Genomic DNA, 19,214 nt, shown 5'->3' on the forward strand with positions numbered 1-19,214 from the left:
ATGAGTTCATTTTACCCAATTGCCTTAGATTTAAAAGGAAAGTTAATCGTCATCATTGGTGGGGGAATCGTAGCAGAAAGAAAAGTAATTGGGCTTTTAGAAAGCGCAGATCATATGATTGTCATAAGCCCTAAAGTCACTGAAACAATTGAGAGGCTAGCTAAGCAAGAACTAATTATATGGAAGATGAAGACCTTCAGTCCAGGTGATCTAAATGATGCCTTCTTAATCATTGCTGCAACAAACGATAAAGAAATCAATCGATCTGTAAAGGAGTCTGCTCAACCTCATCAATTATTAAATATGGTCGATGATCCAAGCGGGTCGGACTTCATATTTCAGTCCATTTTTAGACGTGGTAAATTAATGATTTCTATTTCTACATCAGGTGCAAGTCCTATGTTAGCTAGTAAAATTAAGAGGGATCTTGAAACTTTATATGGTGAAGAATACGAAGAATATATCGAGTTCCTTCATGAAAGTAGGCAATTTATCCTCAAACATGTAACAGATAGCACTATGAAGAAGCAGTTGTTATCTAGTATTGTAAAAGATGAATCCTTTTTAGGTCATCCTAACCGAAAAGAAATGTTTTTAAAACTTTATGAAGAGATTAGGGCTAACGAAAATCGCTAGAATCTTTGTTAGCCTTTGTCTATTGGAGCACCTAATAATTTCCATGAATTTAAATTTCAATTACTCTAGGATTATGTTATGATTTCTTAGTGATTCGAAATAATAAAAGTGAACAGATGAAACGGTTTTGATTTGGATCTTCATGTGGAGATTCTTTTTTTAATGCCCGTTCCACTTTATTAATTGAGTAGGGGAGAGGGATATTTTGAGTCAAAAGAAAGAAGTACTATGGACTAAATCTTTTATTATGTTAATGATTGGGAATCTATTTGTATTTATGTCATTTCAAATGCTAATTCCAACTTTGCCACCATACATAAAATCGCTCGGGGCATCAGGGTTAGAAATAGGACTCGTAACGACTTTATTCTCGATTGGAGCGGTATTAAGCCGTCCTTTCATTGGTTTTATGCTTGAATATAAAGCCCGTAAATCACTTGTTTTAATAGGTGCGATTGCATTACTATTGATTACCGTGATTTATCCGATTTCACAAATCGTTGTGTTATTTTTGCTTTTCCGCTTTGCACACGGTTTGGCGTGGGGATGGTCTACAACCGTTAATGGAACAGCTGCGGTGGACATTGTACCGAATTCTAGGCTTGGAGAAGGAATGGGATACTTTGGTCTATCCGTCACGCTCGGGATGATTATTGCACCAAGCCTTGGAATTTATCTATTTCAAGTAACTTCTTTTACAAACTTGATCATGATTTCAGGAATTTTAGGCGTTATTGCCATCCTCTTGTTATGGACGGTAAAGTACGACACACCAGAAGTGGTCAAAAACACAAAAAGGGAAGAGTTAAAATTTTCGTTTACCGGGTCATTAATTGAAAAATCTAGCTGGTATCCCGCTTTTATAACCGTAATGGCTACATTAGGATATGGATCGATTGTTACCTTTATTGTCATTTTTGGAGAAGAGAGAGGAATCGATCAAATCTTTCTTTTCTACTTATTTAATGCTATTATGGCTTCACTCGCTAGACCTATCGCAGGTAAATGGTTTGATCAGAGAGGACCTCTAGGTCTCATCGTAGCATGTTCAGGTGTCACCTTTGTTGGAATGTGGGTGTTGTCATATGCTCATTCTAACTTTGCGATAGCGGTCGCTGGACTATTGTTTGGGCTAGGCTTTGGATCACTAATTCCGACATTGCAATCTTGGACTTTATCCTTAACTCCAGCCAATCGACGTGGAGTAGCAAATGGGATGTTCTTTTCCTCTATTGACTTAGGGATTGGACTTAGTGGATTAGTATTTGGGATACTTGCTCAATATATTGAAATCGCAACTCTATTTCAAATTTCAAGTATTTTTCTATTAATAACTATTTTCATGACGTTAGTAACTGTAAGGAAGAAAAGAATTGCCGAGCAGCAAACTATATAAGTTAAAAAGACCTAAACCAAAGCGGTTTAGGTCCTTTTTGATCTCTATAATTTAAACGAACTCTTTAATGAAACAATAAGATTAAATACTGGTTTCTCAAATGTGGTATGCTTTGGATCCACGTTAAAGTAACCGTGTCTGAAGAATTGGAATTTGTCATGTGGTTTAACGTTTTTCATGTTTGGTTCAATGAATCCTTGAACAACCTGTAATGAGTTTTCGTTTACATAGTCTAGGAACGTTTTTTCCTCAGAAGTTTCTTCTTTTTCCTTATTTTCATCTGCATCCAAAATAAGAGGCTCATAAAGTCGGAACTCTGCTGGAACAGCCTGTGTTGCTTCTACCCAGTGTAAGGTTCCTTTTACTTTTCTGCCAGTAAAACCTGTTCCACTCTTCGTTTCAGGGTCGTACGTACAGTGAATCTCTACTACATTTCCATTCTCATCCTTGATAAAATCTTCACACTTGATGAAGTAAGCATGTTTTAGGCGTACTTCATTGCCGGGGAATAGACGGAAATATTTCTTTGGAGGATCCTCCATAAAGTCGTCTTGTTCAATATAAATTTCTCTAGAGAATGGAATTTGTCTCGTACCCATTTCTGGATTTTCAGGGTTGATTTCAGCATCTAGCATTTCTACTTGACCTTCAGGGTAGTTTGTAATGACCACTTTTAATGGTTTTAGAACTCCCATTGTACGAGGTGATTTAAGCTTTAAGTCTTCACGTACAAAATGCTCAAGCATGGCTTCATCAACAGCGCCTGATCCCTTTGAAACACCTGTTTCCTTAACAAACTCACGGATTGCTTCTGGAGTGTAGCCTTTTCTTCTTAGTCCAGAAATCGTCGGCATGCGTGGATCATCCCAACCATCTACAAATCCCTCATCAACTAGTTGCTTTAATTTTCTTTTACTCATAACTGTATTGGTTACGTTTAAACGACCAAATTCAATTTGCTGAGGTGTGCTTTCCATTTCACACTTTTCAACTACCCAATTGTAAAGGGGGCGTTGATCTTCAAATTCTACCGTACAAAGTGAATGCGTCACACCTTCAATTGCATCCTCAAGAGGGTGAGCAAATGCGTACATAGGGTATATGCACCATTTGTCTCCTGTGTTGTGATGAGTAGCGTGTGAAACTCGATAGATAACAGGATCACGCAAATTGATATTAGGTGAAGACATATCAATTTTTGCTCTTAATACCTTTTGTCCATTTTCGAATTCACCTTTACGCATACGTTCAAATAGATCTAGATTTTCCTCTACTGAACGATTACGATAAGGACTTTCTTTACCAGGTTCGGTTAAAGTTCCACGATACTCACGAATTTCATCTGCACTTAAGTCATCTACGTACGCAAGGCCCTTTTTAATAAGCAAAACAGCTCTATCATACATTTCATCGAAATAATCTGATGCAAATCGTAGCTCTTCCCATTCAAATCCTAACCATTTTACGTCCTCTTTAATGGCATCAACGTATTCCTGATCTTCTTTCAATGGGTTTGTATCGTCAAAACGTAAGTTTGTTTTTCCGTTAAATTCATCTGCAAGGCCAAAGTTAATCACAATTGATTTCGCATGACCAATATGTAAGTATCCATTTGGTTCTGGAGGAAAGCGGGTAATAATTTCTTTGTGCTTACCCTTTTCTAAATCCTCTTTAATAATACTTTTAATAAAATTTGAAGAGTTTTCCAACCTAAATCAGCCTTTCCATTTTTCCATAGTATTTCTATATTATATAATATCACTAACACATTTAAAAACTTTATCATTTATAATTTTTGTTATGCGAGTAAAATTTTTTTGTGAGTTGAAGATAGGCTGTTTTCGCATAGATAGTTGCTGTACGTATATTATCTTAACTACTGCTTCGAGGCATCTATTCTTATGAATAAAGAAACAGCACGATAATCCGTATAAAACCGATTCAAGTATTTTATATCAACAATGTTCACGAAAAGAGCCTTAAGATATACTACATAGTTTATCAATTACAAAGCTTTATAAACCCACTATGAAAATAGTTTTAGAGAAAAGGGAGAGATTGTATGAAGGAAGTACAAGTATTTTATGTAGATGCATTCACGGATCGTCCGTTTGGAGGAAATGCAGCAGGCGTTGTCCCAAATGCTGATGGCTTAACAGATGAGGAAATGCAACATATAGCTAGAGAAATAAACCTATCTGAGACAGCTTTTATTTTTAATAATTCTAGTGAGCAAGCTGATTTTCGAATTCGATACTTCACCCCGAGCAGTGAGATTGATTTTTGTGGACATGCAACGGTAGGTCTATCTTGGATATTGGCAACAGAGTTTGATTGGTCTAATAAAGCAAAGCAAGTATTACTTGAGACGAACATCGGCTTGGTTCCTGTAAAATGGCTGAAAAAGGAGGAAGGGAAGTTATCTTCTGTAGTAATGACGCAAGTAGCTCCTAAAGTGAAGGAATTTACCGATCATCTAGAAGATATTTCTCGTATGGTAGGAGTGGACGTGGCAGATATTGATAGTAAATATCCTATTAAACTTGGATATACGGGGAACTGGCATCTCCTAATTCCGGTTAAAAGTCGACCAGCAATTGATGCTGCTATCCCGAAAATCGATGACTTGAAAGAGCATAATCAGAAGGCAGGCATTAGCACCACTCATCTTTTCACTTTTGATAGTCAAGATGATACATGTAAGGTGTATACAAGGGATTTTGCACCTGCAGTAGGAATAGCGGAAGACCCTGTAACCGGTTCAGCTAACGGGGCTTTGGCAGGGTATTTCGCATTGGAAGAGATTCTAGTTGATGAGCATTATAAAATTGCCCAAGGCCACACAATGGGAAGACCAGGCTTTTTAGATATTTTTGTTGAAAAAGGTGAGGAAGGACCTGTTGTAAGTGTCGGGGGGAAAGCGGTACGGACATTATCAGGCAAGATGCGGTTTTAATTGAACCATTTTGATGCCTGATATCTAATGAATAACATAAAAAAGGTTACTAATATGTAGTGTTAACACAAATTTTTAAGATATATTTAAAAAATGGTAACTAATAGATTATGTTAGTACACTGATTCCTGAAAAAATAGAAAAAACGGGAACTAATAAGCTACTTTAATACCTTAAAATCTGAAAAAGTGTAAAAAGTAGTAACTAAAAGCCGGCTAACCCAAGGGTAGCCGGCTTCTTCATTTAGTGTGTTCTTCGTGCAAAATCTACAAACTTAAATTTGTCAGGTCTATGTCTAGATTCAGTGTATTGAAAAAGCGTTGCATCATCTAAATAAACATAGTTCTTAATAATGACGATGGTCTGAAATCCCTCTAAATCCAAGAGATTTTTATCTTCTTCTGTAGGTTGTTCAACGGTTATTTCTTTCTTAGCAAAACTAATTTTTAAACCAAGTTCATCCTCAAGATACTCATATATAGAATTCTCACATATTTCGATTGTTAATTCCGGAACAAGCTTTTTATTGAAGTAATCTTTATCTAAGATGATTTTCTTACCGTTAATGACCCGAGTTCGTACTACCTTCCATACAAGGTCCTTTTTTGCTAAGTTTAGCTGTTGCTTAATTTCTTGGTCAGGTGTTATGAGCGAAAGTTCATTTACAACTGTTTTTGGCTTATTCCCCATTTTTTGTGCAAGCTCTTTAAAACTAACTAATCCTGAAACTGGGAAATCAAACTTGTCTATATCGATGACAACGGATCCTTTTCCTCTTATTTTTTGAATATAGCCTTTTTGAGAAAGAAGGTTCAGCGCTTTTCTTATCGTTTCTCTTGAAGTATTATAACGATCCTTAAGGTCATTTTCAGAAGGTAGAAGGGAGTTAGGCTCTAGAATTCCCGCTTCTATTTGTTCAACTATTTCGTTATAGATCGTTAAATACTTGTTTATCATAAGAAAATCCCCATTTATTAATTAAAAGTTAAGAGCGCTTATATAGTGCCCATAATCCTTATTTCAACAGATAAACAATCGATTCATAAGGTCTTAAGGCAATATTTTTAAAATCCGCTGGCGAATCTTGATAGTTAGAAATTAAAATTTCTCCTGTTAACCCGTCCACGTCAACAACGGAAGGGAAGTGGAAGGTAGTTTCCTTCCCATAGAAATTATTAATCACTAACAATTTTTCATTATCACTATTTCTGATATATGAAAAAATTGTATCATGATCCTCAAGAATTAATTGAAAATCTCCATTCGTAATTATATCATGTTCTTTTCTTAGTTGTATAAGCTTTTGATAGAAGTAGAAGATGGAATCCTTATCATTCATGGCGTTCTCTGCATTGATGTCCTTATAGTTGGAGGCAACACCTATCCATGGGGTACCCGTTGTAAATCCTCCATGTTCATTTGAACTCCATTGGACTGGTGTTCTAGCGTTATCTCTAGATTTCTGCTTCAGGATCTCAAGAATTTCTTCTTCGCTCATCCCTTGTTCTTTCTTAATTCTAAAAATATTTAAAGACTCTACATCTCGATACTCGTCGATACGGCTAAATTTAGGATTGGTCATTCCAAATTCTTCACCTTGGTAGATGTATGGGGTACCTTGCATCGTATGAATCGTAGTTGCTAGCATTTTTGCTGATTCTTTATGGTAGTTTTCATCATTCCCAAGCCGTGAAACAATACGTGGTTGATCGTGGTTGCACCAAAACAAGGCATTCCAACCACCGCCTTTGTTCATTTCAACCTGCCATGTAGATAAAATACTTTTTAATGATTGAAAATCAAAGTCCGCTTTCGTCCATTTATCACCGTTTGGATAATCGACTTTCAAATGGTGAAAATTAAACGTCATACTCAACTCATTCCGCTCAGGATTTGAGTACTTAATACAGCTATCGATAGTCGTAGATGACATTTCACCGACAGTCAGAATATCGTACTTTGAAAATACTTCTTTGTTCATTTCTTGTAAATATTCATGTATACGTGGCCCATCGGTATAGTATTTACGACCATCCCCAGTTGGATCGTCAGTAAAGCTCTGATCCTTTGATATCAAGTTGATTACATCAAGTCTAAATCCATCTACACCTTTGTCTAACCAGAAATTCATCATATGATAGACTGTATTTCGTACTTCTTCGTTTTCCCAGTTAAGGTCAGCCTGAGTAACATCAAATAAATGCAAGTAGTACTCTCCAGTTGTTTCGTCGTATTCCCATGCAGATCCACCAAATTTGGATTCCCAATTAGTTGGAGCCTTCCCATCTTTCCCTTTTTTCCATATGTAAAAGTCCCGGTATGGATTATCTTCTTTAGACCCCATTGACTTATAAAACCATTCATGTTCAGTAGATGTATGATTAACCACTATATCCATAATGATTTTCATATCGCGATTATGCGCTTCTTTTAGTAAGAGATCAAAGTCTTCCATCGTTCCGTATTCTTCATGAATCGAAAAGTAATCACTAATATCATATCCATTATCTCGCTGAGGGGACTTGTATATAGGGGTTAACCAAACGACATCGACCCCGAGCTTTTTTAAGTAATCTAATTTGTTAATAATTCCTTGTAGGTCACCGACACCATTTCCAGTCGTGTCATTAAAACTTTTCGGATAAATTTGATATACTACAGATTTCTTCCACCAAGGGCTAGACATATTAAGCACCACCTGTTTTCATTCATGAATTAATTTTAGTTCGTTCACTTCATTATTTTCTACCATTCAAAAGAATATCATTTCATTTAATTGTAAAAAGAGGGAGCTATCTCCCTCTTTTTATCATTTTGAATCGTATGTCAGGCGCTTTCCGCCTAATTATCGAGCACCAAATCTCTTGAAAGCGTTTCTACCCATATTCGTTTTTGAAAAGACGATTGTAAGTAGGAATGGAACAACGATTGCTACTAACATCGCTATTGCAAATGTCAACATGTGTTGTGGTTGGATAGAAAGGATTCCAGGAAGTCCTCCGACACCGATAGAGTTCGCCATTACTCCGCTTGCAACGGAGATTACAGCAGCAGCCATTGAACCTAGCATTGCAGCTAAGAATGGGAATCCGTATTTTAAGTTAATCCCAAACATTGCTGGTTCTGTAACACCTAAATAACATGAAATGGTTGCAGGAACTGATACTTGTTTCTCTTCTTCATTTTTCCTATTAATATAAATCATTGAAAGAACGGCAGATCCTTGTGCGATATTTGATAAAGCAATCATCGGCCAAAGGTTTGTTCCACCTAGTTCACTCATAAGTTGAAGATCAATGGCATTTGTCATGTGGTGTAATCCAGTAATAACAAGCGGAGCATATGCGAAACCAAAGATTGCCGCAAAAATCCATCCGAATGCTGAAGTTAACCCGGAGTACACGACATCAGAAATAAATGAACCAATTTGCCAGCCGATTGGACCTAGTACTGTATGTGCGATTAGGACAGTTGGAACTAAAGCAAAGAAAGGTACAACAATCATTGAAATGGAATTTGGAACAACCTTACGTAGCCATCTTTCTAGATAAGCTAATACAAACCCTGCTAAAATTGCTGGGATAACTTGAGCTTGATAACCAATCATGTCGATTTGTGCAAAGCCAAAGTCCCAAACGGGTATTTCTTCAGCACCAGCAACACCATAAGCATTAAGTAGTTGAGGAGATACCAACGTAATCCCTAAGACAATACCTAGAATTGGGGTTGTTCCCATCTTTCTAGCCACTGCCCACGTAATCCCAACAGGTAAGAAGTGGAATATCGCTTCACCAATTAGCCAAAGGAAAGCATGTGCTCCCGCCCAAAATTGAGATACTTCAATAAGTGATTTTGTTCCATCTTCAAGCATCTTAATGTCACCGATTACATTTCTAAAACCTAGAATAAGACCCCCAACGACAAGTGCTGGAATTAATGGAGTAAAGATATCTGCCAGGTGGGCAATGAGCCTTTGTAAAAAGTTCATATTTTGCTTTGCGGCAACTTTAGCATCGTCTTTAGTTGTTTCTTGTACTCCAGCCATCTTTGTAAACTCGTTATAAAAAGTTGCAACTTCATTTCCAATGATAACTTGGAACTGTCCAGCTTGTGTAAAGGTTCCTTTTACTAGTTTAATGGCCTCAATCTTTTCTTTATTTGCTTTGCTTGGATCATTCAACACAAAGCGCATTCTCGTAGCACAATGCGTTACAGCAGCAATGTTTTCTTTACCGCCGATGTGTTCAAGCAATTCTTTAGCTGAATCTGTATACTGACTCATCATTTTTCCTCCTAACGAATGGAAATCCATATATTTATCGTTTTACATTTTTTGAAACATATACATGAATCAATTTATCTTTGGATTTTTTTACATATAAGTTTGTAAAACTCCTATTATCTATCATGTATGTTTCTCTATTTCATCACGACATGTATATACAAGTTCTGTTTGCGTTTTCATTTTAACTTGTATATACAAGTTTGTCAATGGGGTTGAAAATATTTTAAAACATTTTTTCTTATACGAAGAGCTTCTTGATGAAGGGTATTTCTTTAGGATATCGAAATATATAGTTTAAACAAGAGGGGGGATCATTTGATGTTTCAAGAGTGGAAAAAGCTTTTAACAGAGGAAATATCAGGTAAGCAAGCATTTAGATATGCAGAAAGAATTGCTCAATATCATCGTATCCAGGCTTCACCTGGATATCGCAATGCGGCAAATGAAGTCATGAAGTTACTAGAAAGGGATGGGGTAAAAGCTGAGTTGGTCTCCTATCCCGCAACATTTGGAAATCGTTTTATCTCACATCATTCCTTTAAAGAATGGAGCTGCGAATCAGCAGAATTGTGGATTGAGGAACCATATCGAAAGAGAATTGCACGATTTGAAGAAGAGGAGATTTCTCTTATACAACGAAGTATTTGCACACCAGAAGATGGTATCGCCACAGAACTTGTTATAATTGACAATGCTGAAGATGAAGATAGTTATAAAGGGGTAGACTTAAAAGGAAAAATGGCATTAGTTAGGGGAAATCCTATGGTGGTTCATTCTTTAGCTGTTGAAAAATTCGGAGCCATTGGCTTGGTTTTTGATAACCTAAATGAATATCCACCGATCAGAACGAGGCTAGATTTTCCCGATGCAAGACAATATACGTCATACTGGTGGCATAAGGAGCAAGAGCAAAAGTCATTTGGTTTTGTTGTTTCCCCGAGAATTAGTGAAGAAATTAGAAGCCTTGCAAAGGATCAAATTATTCAAGTTTCTGCTAAGGTGAATACAAAGCTTTATGAGGGATCTTATGAGAATATCGAGTTTTTCATCCCTGGTGTTAAAAAGGAAGAAATCTTACTGGTAAGTCATTTGTGTCATCCTTATCCCGGTGGGCAGGATAACGCTTCAGGTCCAGGAACATTAATGGAAGTCATGCGTAGTTTAACAAAGTTAATTAAAAGTGGTAAACTACCAACTCCTGAACTTGGAATTAGATTCTTAATGATGCCAGAAATGACGGGAACAGCTGCTTATTTTGAACAGCACCCTGACCGAATTCCGTATACTTTTGCTGCATTAAACCTAGACATGGTTGGAGCAGATCAATCAAAAGGGGGAGGTCCACTTTGTATCGAGCAACCTCCGTTAGCAAATCCTACATTTGTTGACCGATATACTTACAAGCTAGTTGAAGAACTTGCAGCCAATACAAAGAACTTTTCTGGGACAACAGAATATAGTACCGTCCAATATGTAAAAACAAGATTTTCTGGAGGCAGCGATCACTATATTATTTCAGACCCTACTATCGGAATTCCTTGTCCGATGTTGATTCAATGGCCTGACCGAAACTATCATACAACGACTGATACAACTAATAATCTTAGTGAAGATATGATGAAGTTAGTAGGTGTAATTACATCCCTTTATGCCTATGGATTAGCAAATGGAAATGAGGATGACTGGATTCTATTCTTAAGAAGCATGTCCAATCAAAGTATCCATCAGCTTTTAGAAGCAAAGGATTGGATTCTAAAGCAAAACTTTTCTAAAGAAGAAGCGATGGATGCTCTAACATTATTTACAAACTATGAAAGTTTAGCTCTCGAGGAATTAAAAAAATATTCGATAGTAAGAGAGTTTAATAAACTTACAGACCATATTCAATGGTTTGAAAAGATGTTAAAGAAACAGATTGATTTTACTCATGAGATGGTTGAAAAAGAAGTATCTCTTGTGAAAACAGTGAATCCACCACCAAATTCATCAATGGATGACTGGCAAAATGAAATATATGTAAGATTACTTAAGGGTCCCATAAGGATTACTGATGAGATAAAGGCTTTACCCTCTGAGGAAAGACTAGAGTGGCTACAGGATTTTGAGACAAAAGTTCCAATGGGTTATGCTGATCATTTGTTCTACTGGATGGACGGAAAACGCTCATTGGATGAAATCCTTACATTGACCAAGTATGAAACAGGTATGTATTTTGAAGAGTATACGAAAAAACTAATGAAGCTCTGTTTGGATCTGAGATTAATTAAATTTGCTTAGTTTTTTCAGAGATTTATATGAAACTACTTCGAATGGGGCCTTTTTTAGGCTCTTTTTTCATGTGATTGAGGAACTTTGTAACAACATATTCATTCTTGTAATAGAAGGTAATATATCTCTAGTTCAATGGTAAGATTTTACTCAGGGCACAAGATATTACCAGTTGAAATACATAATTGTAACACTCCTGTAATAATGTCTGAAAAATTCAGATAATTACAGAGCTCTCGTTGTAACATATTTGTTATGTAATTAGGACTTATTTGTAAGCACCTTAAAAATAACCCAATCCTGTATAGTATTACCTTTTGCTCCAAGTTTTAGAGATACCATATTCATAGATTTGAGAATACTATGAGAGTACCAACAAAACATCAGGAGTGATCATCATGAGGAAACAGCTACTTACAGCTGCACTAACAGCAGGATTACTTTTCACAACGTTTAATGGACAAGCTAGTGCACATGAAAATACATACGAGGTTAAAGCAGGAGATACACTATGGAGAATTTCAACTGCAAATAACATAACAGTTAATGAATTAATGGTATGGAATAAGCTTACAAGTTCCACGATTTACGCAGGACAAAAGCTTTCATTATTGGCTCCGCACTCACATGGATCGACGTATACAGTTAAAAGTGGAGACACTCTGTGGTCAGTTGCAGCTAAAAATAATCTTACAGTAACACAATTAAAATCTATTAATAACTTAAACTCTAATACTATTTATGCTGGTCAAGTTCTGAAGCTAACACAACCCACATCTAATACAACTGGAGTAGCTACATCTACGATCTCTAAGGTGGATGTATTAATCGCAGAAGCAAATAAATACATTGGTGTTCCTTATGTTTGGGGAGGCAGCACTCCTTCAGGCTTTGATTGTAGTGGATACTTACAATATGTGTTTAACAGAGCTGGAATTTCAATCCCAAGAACGGTAGCTGACATTTGGAAGGCAACTAAATCTGTTTCCTCACCAAAAGTAGGGGACATCGTGTTCTTTACAACCTACAAAGCTGGCCCATCTCATGCGGGAATCTACTTAGGGAACAATAAATTTATTCATTCGAGCTCATCCAAAGGCGTTACCATTACTGATATGAATAACTCTTATTGGAAGCCCCGTTATTTAGGAGCAAAAACTACATTTTAATAACTTTGTAGAAAAAGCCGATTTACATAGAAATCGGTTTTTTTCTTTATATAAGGCTGTTTTTTGCTATTTGTAAATGGTCTCTAACACGGATTCTAAGCTGTTTCGTGGCATATTTCTCCTTAAAAAGGAAAACAGCACTATATCCGTTCAAAAATAGTTTAAATTATCTAATAGCAACAAAGTTTACGAAAAGAGCCATATAGAAAGAACAAAGTAGCACGAATATAACTTTCACATAGTGTATGTTAAGAACCCATTATTTAAGGAATGATCGGTATGAATACGATTGTATTTATAGGAAGTTATAAGTCAGGGACCAGTCGAGAAGCTTTACTGTGTGCTAAGGAAATGGGGTATTACGTTACATTATTCACCGAAAAATCTTCCTATAAAGATAGTGACTTCCCAGAGGTAGATTGTCTTATCTATAAGAAACAACTTTTAGAGAAAGATCAAATCCTATCCAGTCTTGCTGTATTAACTTCATCTGGAAAACAAATTTCTGCGTGTTTAAGCTTTATAGATCCATATGTTTCATTCGCAGCTTCAATAGCGGAAGAGCTGGGGCTTAATAGACTTTCAATAAATTCTCTTAAGTTAATGGAAGATAAACTTAAATTTCGAGAAGTGTTAAAGGATTCTTCCGTCTCTCCTTTTTATACCGTTTACAAAGATGGTAGTTCGAAGAAAGAGTTTGTGAAAAGGTATAAAGATAGGCTTCCCCTTATTGTTAAACCTCCTATTTCACATGGTTCAAGGGATGTAATGTTAGCTAAAACAAGATTGCAACTTCGCAGCACTATAAAGGAATTAGCCAAAAAATATCCAGAAACCTCCTTATTAATTGAAGAATATCTAAACGGCCCTCAGTACTTAATCGAAGTTATGGTCTATAAAGGGGAAGTGAAAATAGCTGGCGTCGTAGAACAAGAATTTAGCAAGGAAAACGAATTTATTATTACAGGATATTCTTATCCAGCTGACTTAAAAGATGAAGATTACAAAGCTCTTCGTGAATCAATTATTTCTATCGCAGAGAAGTTGAACCTGAAGGATGGTGCATGTCATCTAGAAATGCGAAACACAGATGGTCAATGGAAGCTTGTTGAAGTTAATCCAAGGATGGCTGGAGGGGTGATGAACAAGATTATAATCGAGGGGACAGATATCAATCTTGTTAAGGAAATTTTAAAATTACATCTTGGAGAAGAACCGAAGATTGAACCGAAAGTAAACCAGTATGTACATGCAAAATTTTTAACGGTGAACACTTATGGCAAATTACTTGAGATAACCGGAGAATCCTCTGCTTTAGACCATAAAGGGGTCAAGTATGTGTATATCAAACCCCAGAGCGGTGCGATTATAAGTACACCGAGAACTATGGGGAATCGTTATGGGTGTATAGTAGCTGTCGGAGATACACTTGATGAAGCAAAAGATAATGCTAAATCAGCTGCAATGGAGATAAAATTCTTTATCGATTCAACCTAAAATTGGGTGAATAGTCCAAGCTTAATTTTCACATTGCTTTGCACGCTCCTTCCATTGTTCCTATATCATAATAGTAAATGGACAGATAGGAGGGAGGAGAAAAAATGGAAAAGCGTAGTGAAACATTTAGCAAGGATTGTTTATGCGAAGCCCTTTTAGAGTTGAAATCACTACAAGACTACCTTTCAAATTCCTCAACTAAATACTTTGGAAAATTACTTCCCAAACTAATAGGTGTTGATACCATTCCCTTTTTCTTTTTAACAAAGGATGGACTATTTACCTTAACTGGTTCGTACGTGAACCCTGACACGGGTAAGGAAGTGTGCTTTTCCACAAATTATTTTAGAGTGGAAAGTGTTGATAAAGATTCCTGTTGTGCGGTTATTTCCTTGCTGCAACCTTTAGATATTGAAGGGCGAGATGCAACATCAATTTGTAAGGTAATAAAGTTAAAGAGGACAACTACGTGTGTTCATGTAGATCTATCTTGTGTATGTGGAATTCAACCCCTTGATCTTGATTTACTTAGAAGAAAGATCATTGTCGAGCCAAAATGGTAAGAATAACAATACCCTTAAAGCCCTAAAACCATTTTAGGGCGTTTTTTATTTTTGTTATTAATCCTCCCATTTTTCCTTTTATTGAATGAATATCTTGAGAAGAAGCTTTTTTGAATTTTTGGCTATATCTTAATATTTCTTGATACATCTTTTTATCTTCTAACTGATGAAACATGGAGATATCTGGTACAAAGTTTACCTCTATAATAAATAACTCTCCTTGGTCATTTATTCCAATGTCATAACCTAAAATGTAGATGGATTTGTATACTTTTGCTAACTGAATGGAAGTTTTGATACATAATTGATTGAGTTCGTCTTGGATAGAAGTGATAGATTTTCCTTGTAGAGAGGAGAGCGGAATGCCTTCATCTATTGTTAGGAGTGATTTTGCTACATTTGTAATGATAAATCCAGTACTAGCCACTTTCATTAATTTTCCTGTAATGTTCCATGGTGACGAATGAGAAGTTCTTTGAGTGATTACTCTGACGTCAAATGGATTTTGATTAATAGAAGCAAGGGGTATCTTTCTTTGAACTAGATACTGCTCTTTAGAAAGAAACTTTTTCTCTAGAAAACGATACGTTTCTTTTAGGGTTGTAAATGTACTTTTTTTCCTTTTAAAATGTACCTCAAAAGAAGAGTCTGCATCCAACGTGACTTGAACTACTCCTTGTCCCCACTGGCCAACACATGGCTTAAGGATCACTTGTTTATATAATTGAATAAAATGTTTGAAACTCTGGAAGGTAGCTAGCTGTGTATCAGGTAAATACGGAGCAATTTTAGACATTAATATCAAGGAGTTATATTGACTCCATTTACTTATTGGATAATGAAGATACGTATCGAGAATTCTTATCGTATTTCTTGTGTCCACTCCAACTTCAATTACAATTGCCTGGCACTTTGGGAGTACTTTTCCTATTTGAACTCCGATCTTTATACAAATATAGTCCAATAGCTTTCTCTTAATAAATGATAGTTGATATACTCCAGATTCATTTAACATCGAAGTAACTTTCCAACCAGGAAAATACCCTTTTTTATGAATGGTAATAAGCTGCCTAGTTATTACATTTCCATGAAAACTTTGTTCTTGAATTAAATATTTCTTGTGTTCTTCTAGACTGTTACTAAGCGCATCAAATAACTCTTCCTTATCTTTTACTAGGAGTTTGCTTTCGTTTGTCGTTATTTCATAGTAACCTTTTGGCTCTATCCGATGAACAAAGATTGTACCTTCCCCAAAACTAGGCTTTATCATGACTTTTTGGTATTGCCTAAGAAAGCGAAAAAGTGACTTCCTATTGTATATATCAGTAGCAACCATATATTTTGAGAGGTATTTATTCTTTTTTAGTAAGTTTTGACTCCAAAGCCCCCTTACGTTGGACATACTATTCACCTCCAAGCCTATTAAATTACGCATGAGCCAAGATTATTCAGAATCTACCTTCTGTGAGCCCTTTTACCATTACTGAACAAGTACTAGTAATCAATCTTTTATAGAAATCTCATTAAATACAACTGCACGACTTTGGTCAAATAAATCAGTAATAATAAAATCTTCTACACTACTAATTTTAGATGGATAGTCATGATCTCGAAAAGTCGCATTAAAAGAATAACTTACCCCATCTACTTCACCAACACCACCGACTGTAATATCACAGTATTTACCATCTTGATCAAAAGAAACTAGAGTAATCCTCGTTGCATGAAAACTAAAGCTTGGAATTGTCGAATCCTCTGGTAAAAAGTCTAAATTAAGAGTAGAATGCTCAAGTCTGTCAGCACAAACATTTACACGATAAGTTAAGTCTCCCATAACGTCAAAATTAAGATCCTCAATTTTTACATTCACATTATTTGCAAATGCGTTTACAAATACTTCAAATGAGTGATCTAGGCCCACAGATTTCACCACCCCTTCAGTTTTACATTATTCTATGGTGTTCTGGAAAAAACTGTAACTGCTCTTGTCCATAATAGGTAAATCATTTAAAAATGTACAAATACCTAGAAGTTTCTTATGTGAAAAGAACCGATATTTACCAACATATTACCTTATTAAAATACATGTAATTTAGTAAGTAGTTTGCGCTACGCCCATCTTTAAAAAAGGCACTAAAACTACACAGATGCCTGTATCAAAAGTAGGAGCGTTTGAATGTATTGTATATAGAGATGAGATGCAGCATAAAGGAGGATTATCATGACATTAATAGGGATGCTCCATCATCGAAAAGACCCCGAAAATGTGGTAAAGTCCTATGCTTACGCAGCGGTTGCAAAAGCAGAAGGAGCTGAATTTGTTTATTTTACTCCAGGATCCGTAAATCTTGTTAATAAATCCATTAGGGGTAAAGTTTATGAAAATGGTAAATGGGTCGAGAAACTTACAAGATTTCCAGATGTCATTTACAATGCTGGAAGTCCAGAAAAGCTTGCTAAATCCAAAAGTATTGTGAATAAATTAAAAAGAACGATCCCATTTACTACTCACTCAATTGGGAATAAGTGGAGTGTAAATGAAAGGTTGAAGGCGGCAAAGGATTTTGCACAATATTTAATTCCTTCTGAAATAGTGAGGAATACAGAATCCTTTTTTAAATTCTTAAATGCCTTTGATAAATTGGTGTTTAAGCCCATTGATGGAAGGAAAGGGAAGGGTATCTTTTTTATTTCTAAGATAGATTCAGGTTATCAAGTTAATCAAGGGTCCCAGACGAACTTCTATTCTAAACAGCAGCTAAAGGACTTTATACAATCGAAAATTTCCTCTGAAAAATTTATTATTCAGCCATATATAAAATCTGTAACCAAATCAGGCCAAGTGTTTGATTTCCGTTTACATGCCCAAAAAGATGGGGAAGGAAATTGGGTGATCACAACCATATATCCAAGGATTGCACCAATAGGGTCTATTATTGCAAACATAAACAATGGGGGATACACCAATTATTTAGACCCATTCTTAAAACAAGAATTTCAACAAGAAGCCTTTAACATAAAGCGTACATTAGAACACTTTACACTTTCGTTAGCAAATCATTTAGATGAGCTTCAAATGCTTGAACACAATGAGGTAATTGATGAAATTGGAATTGATGTAGGGTTAGATGAAAACCATAAAATTTGGATTTATGAGGTGAACTGGAGACCTGGATGTCCACCAGCTTTTTATTTGGAAATGGATGTTGTCATTAACACGATAAGGTACGCAATGTACTTAGCAACTAACCAGAGTGAAGTAAAAAGAAAAATTATGGAAGTTAAAAGGAAAAAGATTGAGGAAAGAGGTAGTATACCAATTGTAGGTATTACCGGTAGTGCAGGTAAAACAACTTCCAAGGCCTTTTTAGCCTCTATTTTATCGAAGAGATGGAACATATTTGAATCCAAGGATTATTGGAATACAACAGATCATACGAAAAAACATGCTGAACAAATCAGTCAGGAACATGAGGCGGTTGTATTAGAATATGGAATGGCATACCCAGGAGTTATTACAGAACACTGTAGTATCATTCAACCTAACATTAGTGTTGTTACCAATATTGGTATGGCGCATATTGGCAACTTCGATGGTGATATAAAAGGAATTGCAAAGGCTAAATCAGAGATTATTCACGGTATGGATCAGAATGGTGTCCTATTCGTTAATAATGATGATAAAAACTCAAGATTGTTAGAAACACAACAATTCAAAGGGAAGATTTTCACCGTTGGCGTAAGAACGAGGGCAGACTATAGAGCTTATGACATTCAATATCGAGATAATGGAATGACGTTTAAAATGAATTTGCAGGGGGATGAACATACGCTATTCATTCCTATTTTCGGAGAACATCATGTGTATAATGCGCTAAATGCAATAGCCGTCGCAGACTATTTAGGGTTTTCACCCATGGAGATTAAATCTGGGCTACTGTTTAGAAAACCACCTCGTAGAATGACGATTTACGAATGCAAAGATCAGATAAAAGTAATTGATGACACGGTTCACTCTCATCCTCAAGCTGTTATGGCTGCATTAGATGTGTTAACAAATATTGGTAAAGGGAGAAAAATTGCCATTTTAGGCCAAATGCGTGAGTTAGGTGAAAGACGAGTGGAGGAATACCGAAGAGTCGGGAAATATGTTAAGGATCAGGGAATCGATGTATTATTCACTTATGGATTCCGAGCAGATGAAATTGGCAATCATGCGAAAAGGTTAGGTTTTCCTTCACAAAATATATACCACTTTACTGATCGGGAAAAGTTACACAACCAGTTACTAAATACAATCCGCGCTGGAGATACGGTATTGGTAAAAGGCGCTAGTAAAACAAACATGTTTGACACAGTTAAATTCTTAGATGAGACTTTTGGTCAATAGAAAAGGGTAACAGACTTTAATTGAGGCCTCTCCTTTTTGGGAGAGGCCTCAACT

General features: G+C 36.0%; 14 protein-coding genes. 8 read left to right on the top strand and 6 right to left on the bottom strand.

The window, feature by feature from the left end:
* Entirely contained in the window at positions 1-636 is a 636-nt protein-coding gene (locus tag ACFYKX_RS01270; RefSeq protein WP_389357287.1) for an NAD(P)-binding protein, read from the top strand.
* A gap of 247 nt (positions 637-883) precedes the next feature.
* A complete protein-coding gene (locus tag ACFYKX_RS01275) occupies positions 884-2,032 on the top strand; it encodes an MFS transporter (protein ID WP_389358981.1) in 1,149 nt (382 codons plus the stop codon).
* Positions 2,033-2,076: 44 nt separating this feature from the next.
* On the opposite strand, the gene ACFYKX_RS01280 is transcribed toward ACFYKX_RS01275, so the two are convergent.
* Positions 2,077-3,741, bottom strand: coding sequence for a glutamine--tRNA ligase/YqeY domain fusion protein (locus ACFYKX_RS01280; protein WP_389357289.1), 1,665 nt, complete (start codon positions 3,739-3,741; stop codon positions 2,077-2,079).
* 353 nt (positions 3,742-4,094) lie between these two features.
* Between ACFYKX_RS01280 and ACFYKX_RS01285 the strand changes: the two genes are divergently transcribed.
* Positions 4,095-4,988 carry a PhzF family phenazine biosynthesis protein gene (locus tag ACFYKX_RS01285; RefSeq protein WP_389357291.1) on the top strand — a complete coding sequence of 298 codons (894 nt, stop codon included), beginning with the start codon at positions 4,095-4,097 and terminating at the stop codon, positions 4,986-4,988.
* Between the two features lie 243 nt (positions 4,989-5,231).
* Here ACFYKX_RS01285 and treR read toward each other — a convergent pair whose 3' ends face one another.
* The 3 genes from treR to treP all read right to left on the bottom strand — a co-directional run bounded on the left by treR (position 5,232) and on the right by treP (position 9,270).
* Entirely contained in the window at positions 5,232-5,945 is a 714-nt protein-coding gene (gene treR / locus ACFYKX_RS01290) for a trehalose operon repressor (protein ID WP_389357293.1), read from the bottom strand.
* A gap of 58 nt (positions 5,946-6,003) precedes the next feature.
* The gene (gene treC / locus ACFYKX_RS01295; RefSeq protein ID WP_389357295.1) at positions 6,004-7,674 is read right to left on the bottom strand and encodes an alpha,alpha-phosphotrehalase; all 1,671 of its coding nucleotides are present in this window, start codon (positions 7,672-7,674) and stop codon (positions 6,004-6,006) included.
* 159 nt (positions 7,675-7,833) lie between these two features.
* Positions 7,834-9,270, bottom strand: a complete 1,437-nt coding sequence (gene treP / locus ACFYKX_RS01300) for a PTS system trehalose-specific EIIBC component (RefSeq protein ID WP_389357297.1) — start codon at positions 9,268-9,270, stop codon at positions 7,834-7,836.
* Positions 9,271-9,591: 321 nt separating this feature from the next.
* Between treP and ACFYKX_RS01305 the strand changes: the two genes are divergently transcribed.
* From ACFYKX_RS01305 to ACFYKX_RS01320, 4 genes are all read left to right on the top strand, one after another.
* Positions 9,592-11,550: a DUF4910 domain-containing protein gene (locus ACFYKX_RS01305; protein WP_389357299.1), complete on the top strand. Its 1,959-nt coding sequence runs from the start codon at positions 9,592-9,594 to the stop codon at positions 11,548-11,550.
* Between the two features lie 389 nt (positions 11,551-11,939).
* Positions 11,940-12,710, top strand: a complete 771-nt coding sequence (locus ACFYKX_RS01310; RefSeq protein WP_389357301.1) for a C40 family peptidase — start codon at positions 11,940-11,942, stop codon at positions 12,708-12,710.
* A 279-nt stretch (positions 12,711-12,989) separates the two neighbouring features.
* The gene (locus ACFYKX_RS01315) at positions 12,990-14,207 is read left to right on the top strand and encodes an ATP-grasp domain-containing protein (protein WP_389357303.1); all 1,218 of its coding nucleotides are present in this window, start codon (positions 12,990-12,992) and stop codon (positions 14,205-14,207) included.
* A gap of 104 nt (positions 14,208-14,311) precedes the next feature.
* Complete coding sequence (locus ACFYKX_RS01320) at positions 14,312-14,770, top strand: CotY/CotZ family spore coat protein (RefSeq protein WP_389357305.1); 459 nt, start codon at positions 14,312-14,314, stop codon at positions 14,768-14,770.
* Between the two features lie 22 nt (positions 14,771-14,792).
* Here ACFYKX_RS01320 and ACFYKX_RS01325 read toward each other — a convergent pair whose 3' ends face one another.
* Entirely contained in the window at positions 14,793-16,172 is a 1,380-nt protein-coding gene (locus ACFYKX_RS01325) for a YheC/YheD family protein (RefSeq protein WP_389357307.1), read from the bottom strand.
* 99 nt (positions 16,173-16,271) lie between these two features.
* Positions 16,272-16,691 (bottom strand): hypothetical protein, encoded by a 420-nt coding sequence (locus ACFYKX_RS01330; protein WP_389357309.1) that lies wholly within the window; start codon positions 16,689-16,691, stop codon positions 16,272-16,274.
* A 300-nt stretch (positions 16,692-16,991) separates the two neighbouring features.
* On the opposite strand from ACFYKX_RS01330, the gene ACFYKX_RS01335 reads away from it, so the two are divergent.
* The gene (locus ACFYKX_RS01335; protein ID WP_389357311.1) at positions 16,992-19,160 is read left to right on the top strand and encodes a YheC/YheD family protein; all 2,169 of its coding nucleotides are present in this window, start codon (positions 16,992-16,994) and stop codon (positions 19,158-19,160) included.
* Positions 19,161-19,214: the final 54 nt, after the last annotated feature.

Origin of the sequence: Cytobacillus spartinae (assembly GCF_042865285.1) — a bacterium.
Lineage (GTDB): Bacteria > Bacillota > Bacilli > Bacillales > Cytobacillaceae > Robertmurraya_A > Robertmurraya_A spartinae.